This is a genomic window from Rhizobium sophoriradicis, assembly GCF_003939025.1.
In the GTDB taxonomy this organism is placed as follows: Bacteria; Pseudomonadota; Alphaproteobacteria; order Rhizobiales; family Rhizobiaceae; genus Rhizobium; species Rhizobium sophoriradicis.
Map to the genome: position 1 here is coordinate 42,818 of NZ_RQIH01000012.1, position 23,637 is coordinate 66,454.

At 61.3% G+C, this 23,637-nt stretch carries 20 protein-coding genes and 2 pseudogenes; 9 read left to right on the forward strand and 13 right to left on the reverse strand.

The annotated features are described in order from the left end of the window. Positions 1–274: 274 nt before the first annotated feature. The gene (locus tag EFR00_RS20475) at positions 275–1,474 is read right to left on the reverse strand and encodes a benzoate/H(+) symporter BenE family transporter (RefSeq protein WP_077990010.1); all 1,200 of its coding nucleotides are present in this window, start codon (positions 1,472–1,474) and stop codon (positions 275–277) included. A 189-nt stretch (positions 1,475–1,663) separates the two neighbouring features. Continuing rightward, positions 1,664–2,248 (reverse strand): ATP-dependent Clp protease proteolytic subunit, encoded by a 585-nt coding sequence (locus EFR00_RS20480; protein WP_009993209.1) that lies wholly within the window; start codon positions 2,246–2,248, stop codon positions 1,664–1,666. A gap of 229 nt (positions 2,249–2,477) precedes the next feature. Here EFR00_RS20480 and EFR00_RS20485 point away from each other — a divergent pair, with 229 nt between their 5' ends. Beyond that, a complete protein-coding gene (locus EFR00_RS20485) occupies positions 2,478–3,254 on the forward strand; it encodes a DUF2076 domain-containing protein (RefSeq protein ID WP_077990009.1) in 777 nt (258 codons plus the stop codon). 145 nt (positions 3,255–3,399) lie between these two features. On the opposite strand, the gene queF is transcribed toward EFR00_RS20485, so the two are convergent. From queF to EFR00_RS20515, 6 genes are all read right to left on the reverse strand, one after another. After that, a complete protein-coding gene (gene queF / locus EFR00_RS20490) occupies positions 3,400–3,864 on the reverse strand; it encodes a preQ(1) synthase (protein WP_039621288.1) in 465 nt (154 codons plus the stop codon). Then, complete coding sequence (gene emfA / locus EFR00_RS20495) at positions 3,864–4,778, reverse strand: CDF family cation efflux transporter EmfA (protein ID WP_077990008.1); 915 nt, start codon at positions 4,776–4,778, stop codon at positions 3,864–3,866. Before emfA ends, queF begins: the two co-directional genes overlap by 1 nt. 183 nt (positions 4,779–4,961) lie before the next feature. Then, entirely contained in the window at positions 4,962–5,639 is a 678-nt protein-coding gene (locus tag EFR00_RS20500; protein ID WP_009992877.1) for a DUF2161 domain-containing phosphodiesterase, read from the reverse strand. A 14-nt stretch (positions 5,640–5,653) separates the two neighbouring features. Beyond that, entirely contained in the window at positions 5,654–5,893 is a 240-nt protein-coding gene (locus tag EFR00_RS20505) for a hypothetical protein (RefSeq protein ID WP_077990007.1), read from the reverse strand. 97 nt (positions 5,894–5,990) lie between these two features. After that, entirely contained in the window at positions 5,991–8,180 is a 2,190-nt protein-coding gene (locus EFR00_RS20510) for an anthranilate synthase (RefSeq protein WP_077990006.1), read from the reverse strand. Positions 8,181–8,446: 266 nt separating this feature from the next. Continuing rightward, positions 8,447–10,675: a TonB-dependent hemoglobin/transferrin/lactoferrin family receptor gene (locus tag EFR00_RS20515; protein ID WP_245345074.1), complete on the reverse strand. Its 2,229-nt coding sequence runs from the start codon at positions 10,673–10,675 to the stop codon at positions 8,447–8,449. Between the two features lie 265 nt (positions 10,676–10,940). Here EFR00_RS20515 and EFR00_RS20520 point away from each other — a divergent pair, with 265 nt between their 5' ends. The 3 genes from EFR00_RS20520 (at position 10,941) to EFR00_RS20530 (ending at position 12,557) form a co-directional block, all read left to right on the forward strand. Beyond that, the gene (locus EFR00_RS20520) at positions 10,941–11,942 is read left to right on the forward strand and encodes an extensin-like domain-containing protein (RefSeq protein ID WP_342635100.1); all 1,002 of its coding nucleotides are present in this window, start codon (positions 10,941–10,943) and stop codon (positions 11,940–11,942) included. An 82-nt stretch (positions 11,943–12,024) separates the two neighbouring features. Further along, the gene (locus EFR00_RS20525) at positions 12,025–12,270 is read left to right on the forward strand and encodes a CopG family ribbon-helix-helix protein (RefSeq protein ID WP_009984547.1); all 246 of its coding nucleotides are present in this window, start codon (positions 12,025–12,027) and stop codon (positions 12,268–12,270) included. Continuing rightward, positions 12,267–12,557 carry a type II toxin-antitoxin system RelE/ParE family toxin gene (locus EFR00_RS20530; protein WP_077990003.1) on the forward strand — a complete coding sequence of 97 codons (291 nt, stop codon included), beginning with the start codon at positions 12,267–12,269 and terminating at the stop codon, positions 12,555–12,557. Before EFR00_RS20525 ends, EFR00_RS20530 begins: the two co-directional genes overlap by 4 nt. 47 nt (positions 12,558–12,604) lie before the next feature. Here the strand turns inward: EFR00_RS20530 and EFR00_RS20535 are convergent, their stop codons facing one another. Next, a complete protein-coding gene (locus EFR00_RS20535) occupies positions 12,605–14,284 on the reverse strand; it encodes a formate--tetrahydrofolate ligase (RefSeq protein WP_077990002.1) in 1,680 nt (559 codons plus the stop codon). Between the two features lie 156 nt (positions 14,285–14,440). Here EFR00_RS20535 and EFR00_RS20540 point away from each other — a divergent pair. After that, positions 14,441–14,966 (forward strand): annotated as a pseudogene (locus tag EFR00_RS20540) (TIGR00645 family protein). 11 nt (positions 14,967–14,977) lie between these two features. Here EFR00_RS20540 and EFR00_RS20545 read toward each other — a convergent pair. Next, positions 14,978–15,907, reverse strand: a pseudogene (locus tag EFR00_RS20545) (COG3904 family protein); the annotation flags it as partial. Positions 15,908–16,238: 331 nt separating this feature from the next. Here EFR00_RS20545 and EFR00_RS20550 point away from each other — a divergent pair. Then, positions 16,239–16,964 (forward strand): helix-turn-helix transcriptional regulator, encoded by a 726-nt coding sequence (locus EFR00_RS20550; protein ID WP_077990000.1) that lies wholly within the window; start codon positions 16,239–16,241, stop codon positions 16,962–16,964. A 99-nt stretch (positions 16,965–17,063) separates the two neighbouring features. On the opposite strand, the gene EFR00_RS20555 is transcribed toward EFR00_RS20550, so the two are convergent. The 3 genes from EFR00_RS20555 to EFR00_RS20580 form a co-directional block, all read right to left on the reverse strand. After that, positions 17,064–18,194 carry a DUF2333 family protein gene (locus tag EFR00_RS20555; RefSeq protein ID WP_077989999.1) on the reverse strand — a complete coding sequence of 377 codons (1,131 nt, stop codon included), beginning with the start codon at positions 18,192–18,194 and terminating at the stop codon, positions 17,064–17,066. Positions 18,195–18,431: 237 nt separating this feature from the next. Further along, complete coding sequence (locus EFR00_RS20565; RefSeq protein ID WP_077989998.1) at positions 18,432–19,505, reverse strand: hypothetical protein; 1,074 nt, start codon at positions 19,503–19,505, stop codon at positions 18,432–18,434. A gap of 339 nt (positions 19,506–19,844) precedes the next feature. Continuing rightward, positions 19,845–20,447 carry a thymidine kinase gene (locus tag EFR00_RS20580; RefSeq protein ID WP_009996176.1) on the reverse strand — a complete coding sequence of 201 codons (603 nt, stop codon included), beginning with the start codon at positions 20,445–20,447 and terminating at the stop codon, positions 19,845–19,847. Between the two features lie 236 nt (positions 20,448–20,683). Here EFR00_RS20580 and EFR00_RS20585 point away from each other — a divergent pair, with 236 nt between their 5' ends. From EFR00_RS20585 to choV, 3 genes are all read left to right on the forward strand, one after another. Further along, positions 20,684–21,640, forward strand: a complete 957-nt coding sequence (locus EFR00_RS20585) for a choline ABC transporter substrate-binding protein (protein ID WP_010057129.1) — start codon at positions 20,684–20,686, stop codon at positions 21,638–21,640. 74 nt (positions 21,641–21,714) lie between these two features. Then, positions 21,715–22,560 carry a choline ABC transporter permease subunit gene (gene choW / locus EFR00_RS20590; RefSeq protein WP_039621311.1) on the forward strand — a complete coding sequence of 282 codons (846 nt, stop codon included), beginning with the start codon at positions 21,715–21,717 and terminating at the stop codon, positions 22,558–22,560. Beyond that, a complete protein-coding gene (gene choV, locus EFR00_RS20595) occupies positions 22,557–23,609 on the forward strand; it encodes a choline ABC transporter ATP-binding protein (RefSeq protein WP_077989997.1) in 1,053 nt (350 codons plus the stop codon). The genes choW and choV overlap by 4 nt, the downstream gene beginning before the upstream one ends. The last annotated feature ends 28 nt before the right edge of the window (positions 23,610–23,637 follow it).

Genomic DNA, 23,637 nt, shown 5'->3' on the forward strand with positions numbered 1-23,637 from the left:
ATGCGGACCTTCGTCGGTCGTTAGGTCAGTTGTGAAAGTGAGTCGCGAGGAGCGATGGCCGGGCGGGCTTTCGGCCGCCGGGCGCTCCTCAAAGGACCCGGCAACCGCGCGTAAGGCCGAGGAGAAGAAGCGAGGTCAGGGCGCGCGAGACGTCACGCAGGGCGATTCGGCCGCGTGCAATCGTGTCGGAAATCTTGGCGCCAGAGCTCTTCATGGCCGCGCTTATAACCTCGGCCAGCAAAGCTGGCAAGCCCTCGCGACTCGCCGGCTTCCTCTACCCCTGCTGAGATCGATCTTTTGATATCTTCACCAGCCGCGACAGGGCGAGCATCAACCCGCCGGCGATCAATCCCCAGAAGGCGCCTGAGATGCCGCCGAAGGAGACGCCGGATGCCGTGACGAGAAAGGTGATCGCCGCCGCCTCGCGCGATTCGGGCGCCTGGAAGGCCGACATTGCCGAGGACGAGAAGGCGCCGACAAGCGCCAGCCCCGCCACCGCCTCGATCAGAACAGGAGGCGCCAAGGCAACGAAGGCCGTCACCGCGCCGGCAAGCAGCCCGAGGACGATGTAACCGACGCCGGCGATCAGCGACGCCCAATAGCGCCGCTTCGGATCCGCATGGGCGTCCTGCCCGGCGCACATGGCAGCTGTGATCGCAGCCAGATTGACCGCGTGGCCGCCGAACGGCGCCGAAAGCAACGAGAAGAAGCCTGTGACGGCAAAGAGCGGACCGGGCTTCGGATCGTAATGATTGACCTTCAGTACCGCGATGCCGGGAATATTCTGCGAGGCCATTGTGACGATGAAGAGCGGCAGCGCGATCGAGATGAAAGCGGCGAGGCTGAACACCGGCCGGACGAATTCCCCAGCCGGAACCAATGACTGTTGCAGCGAACTGAATGGACCGTCGGGAATATCGACACCGAAGGCTAGCACCAGCACGAATGCTGCGAGTGCCGCCGGCACTGCCCAGAGCCGCTTGAAGGCGCCGACGACGATCCAGGCGAGAACGATCGGCAGGCCGAACAGCGGATTGAAGCCGATTGCCTTCACCGGCGCAAAGCAGAGGCCGATCAACACGCCTGATAGCATCGCGTTGGCAAGCGGCGCCGGAATGGCGGCGACTGCCCGGCCAAGCGGCTTGAACAGCCCGGCGATGACGATCAGCACGGCGCAGATCAGGAATGCTCCGACCGCGGCATTGAAGCCGCCCTCAACCGACCCGGTACTTGCCAGCAACGCCGCACCCGGCGTTGACCAGGCGATGCTGATCGGCAAACGCGTCGCGGCGCTCAGCACGATCGCACAGACGCCCATGGAGATCGACAGTGCCATCAGTCCCGAGGCCGCCTGAACCTCTGTCGCGCCGACGGCCTGCAACCCATGCAGCACGACGGCGAAGGAGCTGGCGGAACCGACAAAAGCGGTGAGCAGGCCCATGAAAAGGGCCTGGACAGAAAAATCTTTGAGCATGCCGGACTCGCGAGCTGCGGGAATGGCGCATGGAGCATGATGGTTGCGCCACGCGCAAGTCCGGATTCGGGCCTTTCCGTCCAGCCGCTAGTCTTCGAGGGCCACCAGTCTTGCCTTGCCCGAAAAACAAACCGCCCTCGCCTGCGATCACAGGCAAGGGCGGCTCTCAATAGCTTCGACTCGGAAAACTTAGATATCGGCCTGCGACGTCACGATCCGCGAAACGAGGCCATAGTCCTTCGCCTCTTCGGCCGACAGCCAATAGTCGCGGTCGGTATCCTTGGCGATCTTGTCGAGCGGCTGGCCGGTGGCTTCAGCCATGATCTTGTTCAGACGCTCGTTCATCTTGATGATCTCGCGTGCCTGGATCTCGATGTCGGACGCCATGCCGCGCGTCCCGCCCGACGGTTGGTGCAGCAGGAAGCGCGTGTTCGGCAGGCAGAGGCGCTGCTCCTTCGGAGCGGCGACATAGATTAGCGCGCCGGCGGAGGCGACCCAGCCCGTGCCGATCATCCATACCTTCGGCTTGATGAACTTGACCATGTCATGGATGGAATCGCCGGATTCGACATGGCCGCCGGGCGAATTGACATAGATGCGGATGTCGTCGTCGCTGGCTGCGGCAAGCGCCACGAGCTGCGAGCAGACTTTCTGCGCCAGTTCCTGATTGATCGGTCCATAGATGAAGATCGAACGCGACTTGAAAAGATTCGCCTCCGTTTCCTTGCCGAGCGGCAGTTCCTTCGTCTTGTCGTCCTGTTCTTCGTCGTTCATTCGAACCTCTCGGAGATGAATTCGGGTTCCTCGCACATAGTGCGACTCAATGCCTAAAACAATGCGGGAAAAACACAAGGCACCGAAGCGGTGGAGATATCCTTAAGAAGCCGCGCGCCGTTCCGCAAGCCTTACTGAAATGTAACGGTGGAAGGCTTTGAAAAGCCTGAATCGCTTCCTACCTCACCCCTCACGCGGCAGAGCCGTACGAAATAACAGGAGACAAGACATGTCACCCGAAGAACGTCAACTGCTGACCGCCCTGTTCGACCGCGTGCGCACCGCTGCGGCCACGCCGCGCGACAGCGAGGCCGAGGCCCTGATCGACCAGGCGACGCGGCAACAGCCCTCCGCCACCTATTATCTGGCTCAGGCCGTGATCGTTCAGGAAAAAGGGCTGGAGGCGGCCGCCAACCATATCAAGGAACTCGAGGAACACGTCCGCCAGCTGGAAGCCGCCAGCAGTGAACACCGCCAGGCCGAACAGGGCGGCGGTTTCCTGAGCTCGATCTTCGGCAACACCCAGACGCAGCAGCCCGCCCCGGTTCCGTCCAGTCCTGCCAATCCCGGTCCCTGGGGCCAGCCCTCCCGCGGCTATGACGAACCCCGCGGTTATGACAGCAGCGCTCGCCAGCAGCAGCCGACCGGCCCCTGGAGCCAGCAGGCCTATGCGCCGTCGGCCGGCGGCAGCTTCCTGCGCGGCGCGCTCGGCACGGCAGCGGGCGTTGCCGGCGGCATGCTGCTCGCCAACTCGCTGAGCGGCATCTTCGGCAACCACATGTCCTCGCTCGGCTGGGGCTCGCCCTTCGGCGCCAATCCTTTCGGCAACGCCAGCGCGCCCACTGAGGAAACCGTCATCAACAATTATTTCGGCAATGACGACACCAGCCAGGCATCCGACAATGCCGGCAATAACAACGACGACGACAATCTGCAGCAGGCGGATTACGACAATGGCGACGACTACAGCGATGACTCGTCCGGGGATGATGTCACCGATGTTTGAGAACGAGCGCTGAAGCGTTAACGGCCAGCGGTCAGACAAGGACAGCGGCTGCCGCACCCTCGCCCGGCCCTTCGCTTGGGCTCAGGGCGTTCGTCGCTGCAATCGATTCACTGGATCGATTGCTCGGGCTTTGCCCGACCGCAGCTCACCCACGGCCACGATAGGTGGCAACACCCTGCTCCGGTAGCCACACGCCTTCCGGCGGCTGGCCCGTCTGCCAGAAGACGTCGATCGGGATGCCGCCGCGCGGATACCAGTAGGCACCGATCCTCAGCCACTTGGGATCGAGCAGCTCGACGATGCGCTTGGCGATATAGATCGAGCAGTCCTCGTGGAAGGCGCCGTGGTTGCGGAAGGAATGCAGGAACAGCTTCAGCGACTTCGATTCCACCAGCCATTCGCCCGGGATATAATCGATGACGATATGGGCGAAATCCGGCTGACCGGTCATCGGGCAGAGCGAGGTGAACTCAGGCGCCGTGAAGCGCACCACGTAGTCGGTGCCTGCATGGTTGGACGGTACTTTTTCAAGCACTGCCTCTTCCGGCGATTTCGCGGTTTCGGTCTGCTGGCCCAGCATCGACAGGCTGGAAACATCTGTATTCGGCATCATGCCTCCTTGACGACTTTGACGCGGATGCCATGGGCCTTTTCGCCCTCCGGCTCCACATGAATGGCTATTTTGGCGCCCTCATGCACTCTCCTAATGGCATCCTCAAGGCGGTCGCATATATCATGCGCCTGCCGCACGGACATTCCCTCGGGCACCACCATGTGAAAATCGATAAAAGTAACGGTACCCGCCCGCCTGGTTTTCAGATCATGCACGCCGATCGAGCCCGCCGCATGGGTGGCGATCGCCTGCTTGATCGCCTCCTCCTCCTGCGGCTCGACCGCCTGGTCCATAAGCCCGCCGATCGATTGCGAGATCACCTTCCAGCCCTGATAGAGAATGTTGACGGCAACAAGGATGGCAAGCACCGGGTCGAAGATCGCATAGCCGGTCGCCAGCGCCAGCAGCAGGCCGACGAGCACGCCGACGGAAGTGACCACATCGGACATGATATGCTGCCCGTCCGCGGCGAGTGCCGCCGAGCGATGTTTGCGGCCCGCCCGGATCAGCAGCCGCGCCCAGACAGCGTTGATAAGGCCGGCTGCCAGATTGATCGCCAGACCGAGCACCGGCGCGTCGAGCATGCGCGGCTCGGAGAGATAGCCAATCGCCTCGTTGACGATCAGCAGGGCGGCGACGACGATCAGCACGCCCTCCGTGACGGCAGACAGATACTCGGCCTTGTGATGGCCGAAGGGATGGTCGTGATCGGCCGGCTTCTGCGCATAGCGGATGACGAAGAAGGCGAGGAAGGCCGCGACGACGTTGACCGTCGATTCGAGCCCGTCCGACAGCAGCGCCACCGAGCCCGTCACCCACCAGGCCGCCATCTTCAGCCCCATGACGCCGAGCGACAGCGGGATCCCCCACATCGCCAGCTTCCGAACCGTAAGATTGCCGTCGTCGCTCATAACGTCCTCCTGCGGTTGCGAATGAATTGCAGGGTCTAAGCCATTGAAACGCAAAACCGCCCACGCGATGTCGCGCAGGCGGCCCAGTTGAGGGTGATATGGGCGATGATGAAGGATTTGTCAAAGAGAATGACGCATCCTTCACAGCTGTTACCGCCCGGCCTAGAACGCAGCTACAGCAAACTATACGGGATCAGAAGCGGGATCGGCGACAGGCTGCGGCCAGCGCAAGAGGGCGGCCTGGCCTGCCGGCGTCAGGGTGTAGATGCCCTTTTCGATGCGCTCGAACCATCCGTAGACGTTGTCGCGCAGGATTGAGCCGGCATTGGCCGCAAGCGCCTTCATCTCCCGCGGCCGCTGGAGCCCCTGCTCGAGAGCCGAGGCGCAGAGCAACGCTTGCTGGCGATAGGCGGTCATGATCGGTGCGCGCGAACCGCCGCCGACGGCCGGATCGCCACGGCGGCGTTGGTGCTCCCTGACAAGGCGCGAGCGCCGCTTCGGATTGGTGCGTGGCATCGGCGAGACCGAACTGACGATGATGCTGACCTCACCGCCATCGGAGACGCCGAGCATGCCGATGCCGAGGCGCCGGCAGAGGTCGCGGTAGCGCCGGTCGGTCTCCCGCCCTCGGCCTTTGGCGGAGACGCGGGCCGCGATCCAGACTTCGTCGCTCATCGACGCCCGGTCGACCACCTGAAGCAGCAGTTCGAGATTGAAGGAGAGCTTGAGTTCGCACACGACCACGACCGGCGGCTCGCTGTCGCTTAAACCCACGAGATCGCATCCGCCGACCTCACCCTTGACCACGTAACCGGCCGCCTCCAGGAAGGCTTTGACCGGCAGGTAGAGCGAGGTTTCCATCAGAAAATCACGCCTCAGGCGGCGTTGAGGTCGGCAATTTCGCCATGGCGTGCAAGCAATCGCGGCGAGGTAATGTCGCCGGTCTCCTCATCCACGATCACGGCATAGGCCGCGACGCCGACGAAACGCTCGGCCATCGCCGAGGCGATCTTTTCCGCGCTGACGGCATTCGATGCCTGGCGCATTTCGCCGGGCACGAGATTGCCGCGGTTCTTGCGGTAAGGGAGCACGATAAACTTCTCGGCATTGGCCACAGCGATAATTCCCGGTTGATCGTTCCGGAAATGTTCTGATTTGCCCGATAAAGTCAACCGCCCTTCCCGCTGGCAGGAAGGGCGGACAGAATGGCCGTCAGGCAGCCTTGGTCTTCACCTTGCGCGCCAGATGCGCCACGACATTCTCGATCATCCGCATGCCGGCATCGCCGCCGAGCGTCATGATCGACTCCGGATGGAACTGCACCGCGGCGATTGGCTCCTTGGCATGCTCGATGCCCATGATCGTGCCGTCCTCGCTCTCTGCCGTGATGATGAACTCGGCCGGCAGCGTCGAGGGATCGGCGAAGATCGAGTGATAGCGGCCGACCGTCACCTCCCTGGCAAGGCCGGAGAAGACGATGCCCGGCTCCAGCACGCGGATTCGCGAGGGCTTGCCGTGCATCGGCAGCGCCAGATGACGCAGTTCCCCGCCATAGGCTTCGGCGAGCGCCTGCAAACCGAGGCAGACGCCGAAGATCGGCAGGTTGCGCGCCCGCGCCTTCTTGATCGTCGCTTTGCAGTCGAAATCCTTCGGCGTACCGGGCCCGGGCGACAGCACGACCAGATCCGGGTTCAACCGGTCGAAAATCTCCTCCGGCACCGGCGTGCGCACGGTCGAAACCGTTGCCCCGGTCTGGCGGAAATAATTGGCGAGCGTGTGGACGAAGCTGTCCTCATGGTCGATGAGCAGGATGCTGACGCCCTTGCCGACGCTTGCGACGTCGCGCTGGATCTTGCCGGAATTGCCGGTCTTGGCGTCTCGGATGGCGGAAAGCATGGCAGAGGCCTTCAATTCGGTTTCGGCTTCCTCTTCCTCGGGAATGGAATCGTTGAGCAGCGTCGCGCCGGCGCGCACCTCGGCGATGCCGTCCTTGATGCGCACGGTGCGCAGCGTCAGGCCGGTGTTCATGTCGCCATTGAAGCCGACCATGCCGATCGCTCCGCCATACCATGCACGTGGGCTCTTTTCATGGCTCTCGATGAAGCGCATCGCCCAGAGCTTTGGCGCGCCGGTGACGGTCACCGCCCAGGCGTGGCTCAGGAAACCGTCAAAGGCGTCCATGTCGTCGCGTAGCCGCCCCTCGATATGGTCGACCGTATGGATGAGGCGCGAATACATCTCGATCTGCCGGCGGCCGATCACCTTGACGGAACCCGGTTCGCACACACGGCTCTTGTCGTTGCGGTCGACGTCCGAGCACATGGTCAGCTCGGACTCGTCCTTCTTCGAATTCAAAAGCTTCAGGATCTGCTCGCTGTCGGCGATCGGATCGTCGCCGCGCTTGATCGTGCCAGAGATCGGGCAGGTCTCGATGCGGCGGCCGGAGACGCGCACGAACATCTCGGGCGAGGCACCGACCAGATATTCCTGATTGCCGAGATTGATGAAGAAGGAATAGGGCGACGGATTGATCGCCTTCAGCCGCTTCGAAATGTCGGAAGGCTTGCTTTCGCAGCGCTCCATGAACTTTTGCCCCGGCACGACCTCGAACAGATCGCCCTTGCGGAAACTCTCCTTGGCCTTGGTGACGAGTTCGGCATATTCGCCGGGCCGATGGTCGCTCTTCGGCGGAATGGCAACCGTATGCTGGAAAGGCTCCGGCGCGATCTGCTCGGCCTTGCCCTCGGTTGTCACGCCGCCTTTCTCGAAATCATAGCGGTCGATCCAGGCTTTCGCGGCATAGTTATCGACGACCAGGATCTCGTCCGGCAGGTAGAGCACCATGTCGCGCTGGTCGGAGGGCCGCGTCAGCTTCAGATCGATCGCGTCGAACTGGAAGGCGATGTCGTAGCCGAAGGCGCCGTAGAGCCCGAGGCTCGCATCCGCCTGCGAATAGAAGAGGTCGGTGACGGCACGCAGCACCGTGAAGACCGTCGGCATCTTCGAGCGCTCCTCCTCGGTAAACACCCGGTCCGGCGTCTTGACGGAAAGGTCGAGGCGGCGGGCGGAGGAAGCGCCGAGCACGAGGTCGGGTACCGCCTTCAGCCGCTCGGTCACGAAGCCAAGAAGCACCTCGCCGCGTTCGTTGTAGGCTTCGATCCAGACGTCACGCCCGAAGGAAGAGATGCCGAGCGGCGGATCGACGACGGCGGTATCCCAGCGCGTATAGCGGCCCGGATATTCGTAGTTCGACGAAAACACCGCGCCGCGACGCTCATCGAGCTTGTCGACATAGGAAGAGACCGCGTCACTGTAGGGGATCGCCCGCCGCTGCCGCGTGACTGTTATCCCGCCCTTGGTCTCGTAGATTTCCGCACCATCATCCCGCAGGATCGTTACCATAGTTCCACTCCGTTATCGGGCCCGGACGACAGGCGGCGATAAAACAAAAACGCCGCCTCGAAGTTTCGGGCGGCTCACTCGTCGTCGTCTTTGGACACGATTGGTCGAGGCCGCCTCAGCGAGCCCACCACCAAACAGCAATGTTCAAAGACTTGATCATGGAAAATTGTTAGCCTGAGATCAGCCGCCGCGCAAGAGGCGATCGCACGAATGAAAAGGGCGGCCCGAAAGCCGCCCCTCCCCCAGCCTTGAAGGACATAACTGGCTCAAAAGGTCTTGGTGAGCGAGACCTTGAATGTGCGGCCCGGCTCGGAATACCACTCCCGCGGCTGCGACGCCGTCGCCGAGCTGAGATTGACGTCGCGCACGGCGAGCGCGTTATAGTGCTCCTGGTCGAAGATGTTGTAGACACCCGCTTGAACGCGCAGGCCCGGCAGCTGTTCCGGCGTCCACCAGCCGGTCAGATCCACAATCGCATAGCCGGGCGCATCGAAGGTCGAGTCGGCGGTGTTGCTGACGGGTGTATTGAGGTGGTCGGTCAGCATGCCGGCCGAAAGCGTCGAGGAAAGGTCGAAGCCGAAGGTCTCATTGCTCCAGCCGCCGCCGACGATCGCCTTGAACGGCGCCACCGAGCGCAGGCGCTGCGTGGTCTCCTCGTTCCTGCCATAGGCATAGGCAAGCGACGCATGCAGATTGATGCCGTTGTTGAACGTCTTGACGGCGCTGGCTTCGATACCCGAGATCGTCGCCGCTGCCACGTTCGTGTAATTGAACTCCGTGAAGCCGGTCGCGTCGACGCTCGTCACCGTCTCGATAAAATTCTGGTAGCGTGTGTGGAAAAGCGCGACCCTTCCGGTAACATCGCCCGTGTCAAAATTGGCGCCGACTTCGATGCCGCGGCCGATCTCCGGCTCCAGATCAGGGTTTCCGAGCTGGGCGTACCGGCCAGTGGGGTTGTAGAAGCGGCTGTAGAGTTCGTCGACGGTGGGCGCACGGAAGCCGACCGCCAATTGCATGTAGAGCTTTACATCAGGCGTCAGGTCATATGTCGCAAGGATCTTCGGCGACAGGGCGGCTTCCGTTCGGTCGCGAAGATCGCCGAAACGAGTAAGGCCGGTATTGTTGGAAAAGCCGCCGCCGGTCGAGGGATCGTAGTTGAACCAGTCGAAGCGGAAGCCGGGTGTCAGCGCAAAGCCGGTATTGCCGATTTCGATCTGGTCTTCGACAACTAGCCCAAGGTTCCGGCTGTCCACATTGGGCACTTCCGCCTGATTGTTCAGCGACGGGCAAGTCGTCGACGTGGGGCACAGAGCCCAGCTATATTGGCTCCAGCTGGAGACGCCGACATCGAGGCCAACACGAACGGAGTGGCTGAGGCCGGAATATTCGAAATCCTTCGTCGCCGTGCCGCTGAAGCCCCAGGTTTCGTTTTCGACCTCGTTGTTGCGGCCATAGGCAACATTGGCGGTCGTACGGCCCCCGCTGCCCGCCTCCTTCTTCAAATCCTGCCAATAAAGCGTGGCGCGCGCACTGCTGAAGAACGCGTCGGAAGACTGCGCTTCATAATCGTAGTCGAGCGATACGCGATCGCGGTCACGCTGTTCGCGACCGTCGTAATTGTCGATCATGAAATTGCGAGGGCTGGTTCCTCCCTGAAGGTGGCGCAGGTCGGTTTCCAGGTCGCGGCGGAAGCGTTCCGCCGTCAAGCCGATGCGATGACCGCCTTCCAGCTCCTGACGCAGCTTGAAGAGCAGATTGTTCTGATCGAAATCGGCAGGATTCGCCTCGGTGCGAAGAGCACCGTAAACGTCATTGTTGCCCATGTTCGCCCGCTCATGGCCCTTGCGGTAGCCGCCCTGAAACAGGATCGAGGTGCCGCCGATCTTCTTGGCAGCGGCAGCCGAGCCGGAAAAACTCCTGTCTTCGCTATCATAGGTCGACTTGACGATCGCACCCCAGTCGCGGCCCTCAGGGATCAGATCCTCCGGTTCCAGCGTATTGAGCACTATGGCGCCGCCGAGCATGCCCGAACCGCCCTTGCTCGAATCCGCGCCGCGCACGATATCGAGCGAAGAAAGCGAATCGAAATCGAAAGTGTCGCCGCCGCCATTGGCGTTAGCAGGCGCAAAAGCACCCTGACGCGAGCTGTTCGAAATATAAGGGATTGGAATACCGTCGACCGTGGTCAGGATGCGAGCACCGGAAAGTCCGCGCAGGTTGAAGCCCGCATCAGCGCGCGAATAGTTCACGCCCGCATCGACGCTGCGGCCGATATCGTCGAAATTGGTGACCTGCTTCTCTTCCAGCTGCTTGGCAGTGACCTCGGTCGCGAGCGGCGTATCGGCAACCCTGCCCGGCGCCACGCGTTTGCCCTTGACGACGATCTTCTGCAGCACGGTGCTGTCATCCGACGTGGCTTCCGGCGTCGTGACCGGAGCGCTTTGCGCGAAAGACTGCGAAACAGGAAGAACAGCTGCAACTGCCGTGCAGACCAATAGAACCGAGCGCCAATGCCGGACGATCATAACCTACCCTCTAAAAATGATTACCGGGCTGGCTGGTCGTGGCGCGTCGAACGCTCGATGGGCTGGCTGGGCTATTGCGGATAAGACGGAGGAGAAATCCGCCTTCTTTTTGCCGCATAAAAAACATGAGAAACATTGTCAACATAATAGACCAGTTTATGTTGAAGATCATTTTCAAGTTTTAATGATCTTCCAGGACGTTGCGCAATTGCAACGAAACCCGCCATAATGCGTTATCCCTTCCACTATCGACACCAGGGAATCGGATGCGTTGAGAAAACTTTCGATACTGGCGATCCTTCTCGCCGCTACCGCCTTTCTTGCTGGCGCCCGCCTGCCCCCGCATGGTCCCTTACCCCAACCTCGACCCGACACCGGGGCTGCAACCAGTCCTACTCCGCTTCCCGACAACACTGAACCACCCGCGCCGGCGGATGTGCCCGCGCCGCAGCCGAAGCCCGATGTGAAGGAGCCGGAGACACCGGCGGCTGACCAGCCATCGGCGCCCCAAACCGAACCAGGAAAGTCGGAACCGGCAAAGCCGGAGCCGGCAGAACCGATGCAAGGCCCGCCGCTGCCGCCGGGCGGGCTTAAAAGCCCGCAGACGCCGGCGGAGGAGAACAAGCCGCCTGCCGAGCAGACGCTCGAAGAGCAGCATCTGACGATCGAACCCGAAAGCGACACCGAACACGCAGTATGCACGGCCGAACTCCGAGCCTTGGGCGTCGTCTTCAAGGACACGCCGCGCATCGACAACGGCAACGGCTGTGGCATCGACAAACCGATCATCGTCTCCGAAGTCCTGCCCGGCATTGCGCTCAAGCCGGAGGCGACGATCCGCTGCCCGGCGGCACTCGCTCTCGCCCGCTGGCTGAAAGATAGCGTCATCCCGGCCGCCTCCGCCGCCCTGCCGGAACAGGGGCGCCTCACGACCGTCAACCAGGCAACGTCCTATATGTGCCGCCTGCGCAACGGCGCTGAAACCGGCAAGATCTCCGAGCATGCCCGCGGCAATGCCATCGATATTGCAAGCTTCCATTTCGAGAAAGGCGAAGACGTCGCCGTCCGCTCCCGCCGGGAGGACCCGACGCTGACCGGCGCCTTCCAGCGCACCGTCAGCGCCGCCGGCTGCATCTATTTCACCACCGTGCTGGACCCCGAAAGCGACGCCGCTCACGAGACCCATTTCCATCTCGATGTGATGGCAAGGAAGGGCGGCTATCGCTACTGCCATTGATCATTCAAGCGTCTGCGATTCCGCTTGAATCAGGTCGTCCAGTCACTAAACTTCAGCATGAAGAACCGGCGGAGTGCCTATCATGACCTTGTTGAGCTTCCAGATAAACGATTCAACGGTTTCCCGTCTGGATCGCCTTGCCGAGAAGCGAAAGCTTTCGCCGGCCCAGGTGGCGGCCATGGCGATCGAGGAATTCATCGAGCGCGAGGAGTGGCAGCTTGCGGAAATCGAAGCCGCAGTTCGCGAAGCCGATCAAGGTGACTTCGCCTCCGATGAGGAGGTCGCCGCCGTTCTGTCCAAATATGCTAGCAACCCTTCCAAAAAATGAGCCTGCGCATCAAATGGACCCACAGGGCGCTCGCCCGGCTTGATCATATCGGCGCGTACATCGCCCGTCACGATCCCGGCGCAGCGAGCAGGGTGATCATCCGTATCCGATCCATCGTGGAAAGCCTGCCGGATCATCCATTGATGGGAAAAGCTGGCCGCGTTGCGGGCACACGGGAGATGGTGCTAAGCGATATCCCCTATATTGTCGCTTATCGGGCGACAAAAAACGAAATCGAAATTCTGACAATCCTGCACACATCTCAGCGATGGCCGAAGAGCTTCTGAACGCTATTTCACATATTGGGCCAAGCTCCGAACGAGCCCTCCACGGATCAGAACAACCCCTCTATATAGCCCTGGTCGTTCAGGAAAATCCGCTCCGCCGATGGTGATTTCGGCAGGCCGGGCATCGTCATGATCTCGCCGGTAATGGCGACGACGAAGCCGGCGCCGGCCGAAAGCCGCACCTCCCGCACCGAGACGATATGCCCTTCCGGCGCGCCGCGCAGGTTTGGATCGGTGGAGAAGGAATATTGCGTCTTCGCCATACACACCGGCAGCTTGCCGTAGCCCTGCTCCTCCCAGCTCTGCAGCTGATCGCGCACCGCCTTGTCTGCCGTCACTTCGCCGGCATGATAGATCTTCGAGGCAATGATCTCGATCTTCTCGAACAGCGAAATATCGTCACCATAGAGCGGCTGGAATTTCGCCTGGCCCGATTCGGCCAGTTCCACCACCTTGTGTGCCAGTTCCTCGATGCCAGCCGAACCTTTCGCCCAGTGCTGGCAGAGTATCGCCTCGGCGCCGAGCCGGGAGACAAATTCCTTCACCGCCGCAATCTCTGCGTCGGTATCGGAGACGAAATGGTTGATCGCGACGACCACGGGAACGCCGAAACGGCGCACATTGGCGACGTGCCGGCCGAGATTGGCGCAGCCCTTCTTCAGCGCCGCGACATCTTCCGTGGCGAGCTCCTCTTTTTTCACCCCGCCATTCATCTTCAGCGCCCTGACGGTGGCGACGATGACCGCCGCATCCGGCTTCAGCCCGGCCTTGCGGCATTTGATGTCGAAGAATTTCTCGGCGCCGAGATCCGCCCCGAAACCTGCTTCCGTCACGACGTAGTCGGCAAGCTTCAGCGCCGTCATCGTCGCCGTCACCGAATTGCAGCCATGGGCAATATTGGCGAAAGGGCCACCATGCACGAAGGCGGGATTGTTCTCCAGCGTCTGCACCAGGTTCGGCTGCATCGCATCCTTGAGCAGCACCGCCATTGCGCCGTCGGCCTTTAGGTCGCGCGCATGCACCGGCGTCCTGTCGAAGCGATAGCCGATGATGATATCGCCGAGCCGCCGCTCCAGATCTTTCAGGTCGGTGGCGAGACAGAGGATCGCCATCACCTCGGAGGCGACGGTGATGTCGAACCCGCCTTGGCGCGGGAAGCCGTTGGCGACGCCGCCGAGCGAGGAGACCATGCTCCTGAGCGCCCTGTCGTTCATGTCCATGACTCGCCGCCAGGCGATGCGGCGGATGTCGATATTCTCTTCGTTACCCCAATAGATGTGGTTGTCGATCATCGCCGCCAGCAGATTGTGCGCCGAGGTGATCGCATGGAAATCGCCGGTGAAATGCAGATTGATGTCCTCCATCGGCACGACCTGCGCATAACCGCCGCCGGCCGCTCCGCCCTTGACGCCGAAGCAGGGACCGAGCGAAGCCTCGCGTATGCAGATGATGGCCTTCTTGCCGATCCGGTTCAGCCCGTCGCCGAGCCCGACGGTCGTGGTCGTCTTACCCTCGCCTGCCGGCGTCGGGTTGATCGCCGTGACGAGGATCAGCTTGCCATCTTTCTTGCCCGCCTGCGCCGCGATGAACTCGGCGCTGACCTTGGCCTTGTCGTGACCGTAAGGCGCGAGTTGCTCGACCGGTATGCCGAGTTTCGCCCCGATCTCGAAGATCGGCTTCTTGGCCGCCGCACGCGCGATTTCGATATCGGATTTGATTGACGGCATGGATGCTCCCCTCCCGAGCTCCGCGGCAGCGGAGCCGACATTTCCTCTTCATCGGGATAGCGAAATATCGGCAGGGTGTGAATAGCGCCGCGCCTTGCGGCTGCCACGCTCGGTGTTTATCTCGCGCATAACGATTGCCGTTCACAGGGTGAAAATATGAAGTCACTGGAACTCATCATCGAGCGCGTCATCCTGTCGAGCCGTTGGCTCCTCGTCGTCTTCTATATCGGTTTGGTGCTGGCTCTCGCCGTCTATGCCGTTTCCTTCGGCTATAAGTTCCTGAAGATCGCCTCCGGCGTCTTCGACCTCGACGAGGCCGAGATGATTCTTGCCATGCTCGGACTGATCGATGCAGCCCTCGTCGCCAGCCTGATCGTCATGGTGATGATCTCGGGCTACGAGAATTTCGTAAGCCGCTTCGATGAAGCAGGCGAGGCCGACAACGAGGTCTCCTTTCTCGGCAAGCTCGATTCCGGCAGCCTGAAGATCAAGGTCGCCTCCTCGATCGTCGCCATCTCCTCGATCCACCTGCTGCAGGTCTTCCTCAACGCCGACAAATATGCCGACGGCAAGATCATGTGGCTGACCCCACCTCGCCTTCGTCGCCTCCGCCGTCATGCTCGGTTTCCTCGAGAAGCTGATGAGCGTGACGTCGAAGAATGACCTGAAGGACAAGGGTTAGCCGCCCGAGGGGGCCGCAGCGGGCGCCTGGGCTGGCGGATGGCCATGGCAGACAGCCTCGGCCGGTGCATCCGGCGCGCAAAGCGGCATGCCGGGCCATTCGTTGTAAGCCAGCATGTCCGTCATCAGCCTCATGCGCAGTGCTTCCGCAGGCGGTACGATCTTGATGCTGTCGGGTGTGGCGCTCATCATTTGATCAATCACGTCGTCGTCAACGCCCATTTCCTTCAAATAGGCCGTCAAGGCAGCGCTGCTCTTCTTTCCGAGCTTGGTGGAACTGGTCTGCCCCGCCACCTTGCGTCCTACCTCTTTGCGAGAGATTTCCTTCTTCTTGCCGTTCACGATCTTGTATTCGATGCGGTAGGAAATGCGCATCCTGTTATAGATCGTCGTAATCTGGTGAACGCCGATCAAAGCCCATTGCGATGAGACGCGCGAGGTGCCACCGGCAAAGGCCAGCGGACAGGCGGAAAAGCAGTATGCACCGGCCGAATAGGTGTAACCGATCGAGCTGCCGTCCTTTGCGATAGCAGCGTCGCAGCGCGGATCAGCAGTTGGGCAACCTTTCAGCCGCGTGCCGCCGACCGCCGTTTCCAATCCGGCCTTGCGGATCATTCGGCCCATTGCATAGGCTGCATCGACATCGCCGCCCTCCGAACGGAAGACGACCGGCAGTTTTCGTCCGCTCGCCGCCTTGAGAATCTTCTTCAGTCGAGCCGGCGTATCGGAGGTTATTTGTCCCTCCGCCGATATCCATTCCGGACAGTTTTCCTGGCAAAGAAGACTGCGCACAATGACGAAGCGCATGGGCGGCTGCACAGCCTGCTTCTGTTGCTCGGCGGCCTGCGACGTTGCGGCCGCAGCCGGCAAGATCACAAGAAGAAAAGCAAGTAACGGCAGGAAAGACAGATATTTCAGACAAAAGCTATTCGCAAAGCGCACGATTAAACCGTCCCGGCTATACATGGTAATAGACTTAGCAACTGCATTGATCGGCAGCAAGGCGGATTTCGGCGCCCCTCGCCGCCCAGGCCTTTCGGCATGATTCTCTACCTGTCCGGCGTCGCAGATATCTACAGCTGTCCCGCATCAGTAGAAGTCAAAAATACCACAGCGCTACTAGCACAAGCGGCAGCTCAACCGACGCGCGCGGGATTGTGACTATTTCTTCACAATTTGAGTTAATCGGCCTGCGCAAGCGCGATAAGGACTAGCATCCGCCGGCATTTTTGTATTTGATAGCGTTAACATTGCGGCTGCCGGAGGCGTACAAATGTCTTACATGACCATCTCTGAAAGACAGTCGTTGCTTTCGGCGGAGCTTACGGTAGCAGGAACGCGTGGCCTTTTTGCCCAGGCGCTCGGCAGGGTAGCTACGGCCTTCGGATTGTCTCATGCGACGCTGATGCACGCCCCCTCCCCGGAAGACCTCCTGCTGAAGCCGCTGTTGATCGAGAGTTCGCTTCCCGCCGCCTATGTCCGCGATTTCGACCGCGCCAATATGATGCGTGGTTGCCCTTTCGGCTTGCGGCTGAGGGAATCGGCCGTGCCGCTGGCCTGGCACCTCAACGATGCCGTCAATGGTCAGGCCTTTCCCGCCGAACTGCGCGCCCTGATGCTGCACCATGCGATACCGGCGGGCGTTGCCATGCCGACCATTGCAGTCGACGGCCGCCGCCTGGTCTTCTGGTTTTGCGGCGAACGCGCCGCACTCGGCCAGAGCGAGGTCAACGAGCTGGCGATCATCATCCTCCACGCCCTCGACGCATATAACACCGTCAGACGCAACGAGGAAAGCGCCCATAATGCGCTGTCGGCGCGTGAACTCGAAGTCGTGCGCTGGACCGCACAGGGCAAGACCTCAATCGAAATCGGCCAGATCCTGGCGCTGTCGGACCATACGGTGAATGCCTACATGACGAATGCGATCAAGAAACTTGATTGCGTCAACCGCACCCAATTGGTAGCAAAAGCAATTCGATTGAAGCTGATCAACTGAGGATCAAACGAGAGTCAGCACGTCGTCCGCCCATATCGGCGTCACCGATGCGGATTCGTTCGGATGCTCGGTGCCTATCGCCTTTCAGTTTCCGGCCGCCTAACGATCGAGCACCGAACGGATTTCCACCAGGTTCGAGCGCACCCTCAAGATGTAGAAGCCCATGGTGGCGAGATGGCTCGGCATGATCCACCCATCCTCGCGCCCGTTCGAGATGATCGCCGGCTGGACGCGCAGCGCCGCCTGGAACTGCCGCATCGTGCCGCCCCAGACTGCGCCGAGATTGCGCTCCTGCACCACCTGCGAGAAATCCGACTGTGCGGCGGCAAGAATGGCGTAATAGGCGTAGAGCTGACCGTAGGCGAACCAGAACCGGTCGTCGGCGCGCGTATCGAACCAGCCGCGATTATGGTTCTCCGAGCGCTCGGCTAGCATATCTGAGGTGCCGCCGAGATCGTTGGCGACACGGTCGATGAACTGCATGAGATTGTCGGCGCGACCGTCGAAAATGACGTTGCAGGCGGAAAGATCGGTGTTGAATTTGCGCAGGCTGCCGATTGCCGAGCGGTAATAAGAGGGCGTCGGAGTCTTTGGCCCGAAAGGATTGAACCCGAAATACCAGCTATGTTCGTCGAACTGCAGATTGCCGCGCGCGCTCTGCAGATCATTGTTGATGCCCGACGTCCCACGCACGCGCCCGAGCGTATCGACGAGTTCCGCCGAGGTTCGCCGGACTGCCTGGTTGATGCCGCGCTGGAACGACGCCTTGTTGTCGAGGAAGGGCGTGTGATCCCAGTCGATCCCGAAGAAGCCCATCTTGTAGAGCAGCATGGAGGAGATCCATGCATTCTGATTGACGTTGAAATCGGTAAGATCCGCTGTGACGTCGACGATGGCAGAGCGCTGGCAGGTCTTGGCGGCGACCGCCACACTGCCCTCGGCGGACGGCAGTTCCTGCCCGGCGGCAACCTTGCGTTCGGAAAGCCGGTACTGATCGACGAAAGCGGTGTTGAAATTCGACCAGACCTGCGTCTGCCAGAAGAAATAGCCGTAGAGCACGACGAAGAGCGCGACGAACGCGATGATCGGCAACCGGATCAACCAACTCCGGCGCTGATACCAGCCATGCGCGGCGAGGAAGGGCCAGAAGGCCCAGGCAAAAAACAGGCGGGCCCAACGGCCGATCGTCTGGCCGATCAGCCTGAAAAAACCGGCTATCCGGTCAAGCATCGTCGTCTCCTGTCAGGCGAGGCGAACACTACAGCGCCGCGCGTCTTTTCAGACGCGCTAAGGACGCTGTAGCACTTTGAGTTGCTGCATAATTCCTTAAATCGATCCCGATTTAAGGAATTATGCAGTAGGACATCGCCGCCCCGTTGCATCCACATATGCGCTCGATGGGCCGAGCACAACACGAGCCCGTCGATTTTTACGAATGAAAGCAGCGCGAACCCCGCGCTTCACGGCTCAGGAGCGCAGAAAAGGCAGGCTGAAGCGAAAGGGCCGGCGGACCGTATCGATCAATGGCGCCCCTGGTGCTTCGGGCGATGGTTCGGCATAGGCGGGAAGCCGTCTCGCGACTTCGAGAGCGGCGCGGCCCTTGCGCCGCTCCAGATCCTGGGCGACCAGCATGCCCTTCTCGAACAAGCGGATCGGCGCGGCGATATCCGGAAAGAACTCCGGCTTGATCCTGGCCTTCATGCCCGGCCTGTCGGTATCGACCTGCGCCTGATAGATGATCAGCCGCTCTTCGACATCGATCATCAGCTTGTACAAAAGCACGTTGCAGACGGCGATCTGGCTGTTCATCGCATCGACGAAGGCCTGAAACAGGCTGATAAAGCGCTCCCGCCGCTGGCTGTCGTCGCGCATCTCGTGCTCCTCGGTGGAGATACGCTCGGCCTCCGCCTTCAGCGCCCGCCGCTCCGCCTCCATCTGCTCCCAATGCGCTCTGTTGCCGTAGACGCCGATGCGACCCTGCGTCGTCAGCGCCTTGGCGTTGAGCTCTTTCATCCTGAGACGGGCGATATCGATGGAATCGACCAGCCGGCGGCGGTGCTCAACGACGCTGACGAGATTATGTTCGGCCGCCTTGTGGCGTTCGACGAGCGCGGAGCGCTGTGTGGTGATCAGCCTTGCAAGCGCGTCCGATTTCACCAAAAGATCGAGCAGCCGCTCGATGACGGGCGCCTCGCGCACACGTTCGGTATACATCCGCCACATCCGCTGGCGCGACGTCCAGCCGGCCATTTTCTCGCGCATCGTCAATCCCCGGAAACTGTCGAGGTCTGCCGACACTTCCGCCGTCAGCCGGTCGAGGGAGAAGACGAGCTCGGCCAGCAGAGCGTCCAGCGCGGCGCCATCTGCGATATGCTCTTGAAAGCGCACATTCTGTTCGAGGAAGACCTCATCGGCCGAATGTTTTTCGTCGCTGTCAAAGGCACGGATGCAGGCTGCGCAATAGGCTCCATCGGCCGCGATCTTTTCGGCGAAGCCGCCCGCGGTTTCATAACGGCTGTCGAATGACGGGGCTTTGCGCACCTGATTTCTCCAGGGAATCTGCTGTCTGCAGGCTAGAGCATTTCCTGGCTAGATTGAAGCATTCTGCCGGAGCAGGTTTTCGTCAGGGCAGAGGCGATTGGCGATGGGCATACCCCAAGGTACGTCCGAGCCGATCGCCTCTGATCCTGGCGGAAGATGCCCGGCCCTTCGGGTTGGCTGAAACGGGCCGGCTGATCGACCGGCCGGCTTGGCCGTAGAGCTGGGCTACGACGCGCGCCGGCCGGTCGACCATCCGACTCCGTGTGAGCCAACAGACTGCTTCAATCTAACCAGGAAATGCTCTAGTCGCTTACGGCGACAAAGAAAACAGGCTCCCCCTCAGACCGGCTCCGCGATCCAGGCGCCGTTCATTTCGTCGTCCCAGTGCCTGCGGCAGAGCGAGACATATTTCTCGTTACCGCCGACATCGATCTGCGCGCCCTCGTGCAGCACCTTGCCGTGGGCGTCGAGCCGCACAACCATCGTCGCCTTACGGCCGCAATGGCAGATCGTGCGCACTTCGCGCATCTCGTCAGCGATCGCCAGCAACTCCTGCGAAGCCGGAAACAGTTTGCCCTGGAAGTCGGTCCGGAGCCCATAGACCATGACAGGGATGCCGAGCCGATCGACGACACGGGCAAGCTGCCAGACATGGACGGCCGTCATGAAATGCGCCTCGTCGACGAAGACGCAGGAAATCGGCGCCCCGTCGCCGCACAGTCCGGCGATGAGCTTGAACAGATCTTCGTGCGGCTCGAAGGGGATGGCGCTCGCTTCCAGCCCGATCCTCGAGCCGATGACGCCCCGGCCGGCGCGCTCGTCGAAGGCCGCAATCAGCTGCACCGTACGCATGCCGCGCTCCTGATAATTGTAGGAGGCCTGCAGCAGCAGCGTCGACTTGCCGGCGTTCATCGTCGAATAGTTGAAATAGAGTTTTGCCATCCGATGTCTCCTTGCTCAGCTTATTGAAAGCTCACAACGGCAAAGAAAAGCCCCGTGACGGCGCTAATCACAGGAATCCATGCAAAAACACCCCTGAAAGTCACCAAAACGCGGCGCTGCGAAAAAATCGCCGACGTCGCAATCAAATAGGTCGATACGCCGCAAACGCACTGAGGTCGCTTGTCAAACTGGGTTATTGGTGATTGGCTTGGGGACCTAAAGACTGGGAGTCTAAAATGAAAACAACAAGCACATTCAAACTCGTCACCGCGACCGCCGTCGCCGCCCTCTCCGTTGCGACCGCCGCCTTCGCCGCCGACCCTGACAGTTGCTCCACCGTCCGCTTCTCGGACGTCGGCTGGACTGACATCACCGCCACCACCGCCACCGCATCCGTCGTCCTGAAGAGCATCGGCTACCAGACCGACGTCAAGGTTCTCTCGGTGCCGGTCACCTATACCTCGCTGAAGAACAAGGACATCGACGTCTTCCTCGGCAACTGGATGGAAACCCAGGAAAAGGACGTCCGTCCCTATCTCGACGACAAGTCGGTCGAATCCTTCGGCCCGAACCTCGTCGGCGCCAAGTATACGCTCGCCACCAACGCCAAGGGTGCGGAACTCGGCATCAAGGACTTCAAGGATATTGCCGCCCATAAAGAAGATCTCGACGGCAAGATCTATGGCATCGAGCCGGGCAATGACGGCAACCGCCTGATCATGGACATGATCGAAAAGGACACTTTCGGCATGAAGGGTATGGAGGTGGTCGAATCCTCCGAACAGGGCATGCTCGCCCAGGTCGCCCGCGCCGACAAGGCAGGCAAGCCCGTGGTTTTCCTCGGCTGGGAACCCCACCCGATGAACACCAACTTCAAGCTGACCTACCTGAGCGGCGGTGACGACATCTTTGGCCCCGACTTCGGCGGCGCCAAGGTCTTCACCAACGTTCGCGCTGGCTATCTCGAAGAATGCCCGAATGTCGGCACCATGCTGAAGAACCTGAAGTTCTCCCTCGACATGGAGAACCAGATCATGGGCAAGATCCTGAACGATGGCGAAGAGCCTGAAGCAGCCGCTTCCGCATGGCTGAAGGCCAATCCCTCCGCGCTCGAGCCCTGGCTCGCGGGCGTCAAGACCCGCGACGGCCAAGGCGATGCGCTCGCAGCCGCCAAGGCCGGTCTCGGCCTTTGATGATATGAATGGGGCGGCTTTCCGCCCCGTTTCATTTTGTCCGATTGTTGATTTTTTCTGGATAGGCGCGAACCTTGAATTGGATCACCGACTTTAAGATTCCCATCGGCCCCGGGGCCAAATCCTTCGTGGACTGGTTGACCTCGAATGGCGAGTGGTTCTTCAACCAGCTGGCATTCCTGCTGTCGAGCGCCATAGACGGCCTGCTCTTCCTGCTGCAGAAGCCTCACCCGCTGATCGTCATCGCTGCCATCACCGGCATAGCCTTCTGGCTGCGCCGGTCGATCGCGGTTGCGGTCTTCACCTGTTTTGGGCTGCTGCTCATCGTGAACCAGGACTATTGGAAGGAGACGACGGAGACGCTCGCCCTGGTGCTCGCCGCCACCTTCGTCTGTATGGTGATCGGTATCCCGCTCGGCATTGCCGCCGCCCGCCGCCCCTGGGTCTATGCCGCCATGCGCCCGGTGCTCGATCTCATGCAGACGATCCCGACATTCGTCTATCTGATCCCGGCGCTGATCCTCTTCGGCCTCGGCATGGTGCCGGGCCTGATCGCAACCGTCATTTTCGCAATTCCCGCCCCCATCCGGCTGACGCGCCTCGGCATCATCTCGACGCCGCCATCCCTCGTTGAAGCCGCTGTCGCCTTCGGTGCGCGGCCGATGCAGGTGCTGCGCAAGGTCGAGCTTCCCTTTGCCGCGCCGCAGATTATGGCGGGCCTCACCCAGACCATCATGCTGTCGCTGTCGATGGTGGTCATTGCCGCGCTTGTCGGCGCTCCCGGACTTGGCGTGCCTGTCGTGCGTGCGCTGAACACCGTCAATATCGCGAAAGGCTTCGACGCCGGCTTCTGCATCGTCATCCTGGCGATCATTCTCGACCGCATATTCCGCGCAGGGGACGAAGGAGACGGCGCATGACGGCGATAGACTTTAAGAATGTCAGCATCATCTTCGGCGACCGGCCGGAAACGGCGCTTGCCATGGCCGACCAGGGCAAAACGCGCGATGAGATCGGCGCCGCAACCGGCCTCGTGCTCGGCGTCGCCAATGCCTCACTGACTATCGAGGAAGGCGAGATCCTCGTGCTGATGGGCCTCTCCGGCTCCGGCAAGTCGACGCTGCTGCGCGCCGTCAACGGACTTGCGCCCGTGGTGCGCGGCGATGTTTCGGTCTCGACCTCCACCGGCCCCGTCAACCCTTACCGATGCAATGCCAAGGCGCTGCGTGGCCTGCGCACCCACACCGTCTCCATGGTGTTCCAGCAGTTTGCCCTTCTGCCCTGGCGCACCGTCGCCGAAAATGTCGGCTTCGGCCTTGAACTTGCCGGCATGCCGGAGACCGAACGCAAGCAGCGTGTCGGCGAGCAGCTCGAACTCGTCAACCTGACGAAATGGGCCGACCGTAAGGTCAACGAACTCTCAGGCGGCATGCAGCAGCGTGTCGGTCTTGCCCGCGCCTTTGCCACCGGCGCGCCGATCCTGCTCATGGACGAGCCTTTCTCGGCGCTCGACCCATTGATCCGCACTCGACTGCAGGATGAGCTCCTGGAGTTCCAGCGGCGGCTGAAGAAGACAATCCTGTTCGTCAGCCACGATCTCGACGAGGCCTTCCGCATCGGCAACCGCATCGCCATCATGGAGGGCGGCCGCATCATCCAGTGCGGAACGCCGCATGACATCGTCAGGAACCCCGCCGACCAGTATGTCGCCGATTTCGTACAGAACCTCAATCCGATCAACATGCTAACTGCCGCCGACGTCATGCAGCCTGGCCTCGGCCAGACGGCCGCCGGCATGAGCGTCAGCGCCACGGCCCGCGCAGCGACCCCGCTCGTCGATGTTCTTGATGCGCTTGCCCGCCAACCGGGCAGTATCGGCATCGTCGAGAACGGCGCCATCGTCGGCACCGTCTCGGCTCAGGATATCGTCGCCGGCCTCACCCGCCATCGCCGCAAGCAGGACGCTTGATGTTTTCAATCCGCTTTGCCACATAGCG

What these genes read in the sequence shown, in the direction of transcription:
- EFR00_RS20475 (WP_077990010.1), bottom strand. Translation starts at nt 1,474, where the DNA reads ATGCTCAAAGATTTTTCTGTCCAGGCCCTTTTCATGGGCCTGCTCACC.
- EFR00_RS20480 (WP_009993209.1), bottom strand. Translation starts at nt 2,248, where the DNA reads ATGAACGACGAAGAACAGGACGACAAGACGAAGGAACTGCCGCTCGGC.
- EFR00_RS20485 (WP_077990009.1), top strand. Translation starts at nt 2,478, where the DNA reads ATGTCACCCGAAGAACGTCAACTGCTGACCGCCCTGTTCGACCGCGTG.
- queF (WP_039621288.1), bottom strand. Translation starts at nt 3,864, where the DNA reads ATGCCGAATACAGATGTTTCCAGCCTGTCGATGCTGGGCCAGCAGACC.
- emfA (WP_077990008.1), bottom strand. Translation starts at nt 4,778, where the DNA reads ATGAGCGACGACGGCAATCTTACGGTTCGGAAGCTGGCGATGTGGGGG.
- EFR00_RS20500 (WP_009992877.1), bottom strand. Translation starts at nt 5,639, where the DNA reads ATGGAAACCTCGCTCTACCTGCCGGTCAAAGCCTTCCTGGAGGCGGCC.
- EFR00_RS20510 (WP_077990006.1), bottom strand. Translation starts at nt 8,180, where the DNA reads ATGGTAACGATCCTGCGGGATGATGGTGCGGAAATCTACGAGACCAAG.
- EFR00_RS20525 (WP_009984547.1), top strand. Translation starts at nt 12,025, where the DNA reads ATGACCTTGTTGAGCTTCCAGATAAACGATTCAACGGTTTCCCGTCTG.
- EFR00_RS20530 (WP_077990003.1), top strand. Translation starts at nt 12,267, where the DNA reads ATGAGCCTGCGCATCAAATGGACCCACAGGGCGCTCGCCCGGCTTGAT.
- EFR00_RS20535 (WP_077990002.1), bottom strand. Translation starts at nt 14,284, where the DNA reads ATGCCGTCAATCAAATCCGATATCGAAATCGCGCGTGCGGCGGCCAAG.
- EFR00_RS20550 (WP_077990000.1), top strand. Translation starts at nt 16,239, where the DNA reads ATGTCTTACATGACCATCTCTGAAAGACAGTCGTTGCTTTCGGCGGAG.
- EFR00_RS20555 (WP_077989999.1), bottom strand. Translation starts at nt 18,194, where the DNA reads ATGCTTGACCGGATAGCCGGTTTTTTCAGGCTGATCGGCCAGACGATC.
- EFR00_RS20580 (WP_009996176.1), bottom strand. Translation starts at nt 20,447, where the DNA reads ATGGCAAAACTCTATTTCAACTATTCGACGATGAACGCCGGCAAGTCG.
- EFR00_RS20585 (WP_010057129.1), top strand. Translation starts at nt 20,684, where the DNA reads ATGAAAACAACAAGCACATTCAAACTCGTCACCGCGACCGCCGTCGCC.
- choV (WP_077989997.1), top strand. Translation starts at nt 22,557, where the DNA reads ATGACGGCGATAGACTTTAAGAATGTCAGCATCATCTTCGGCGACCGG.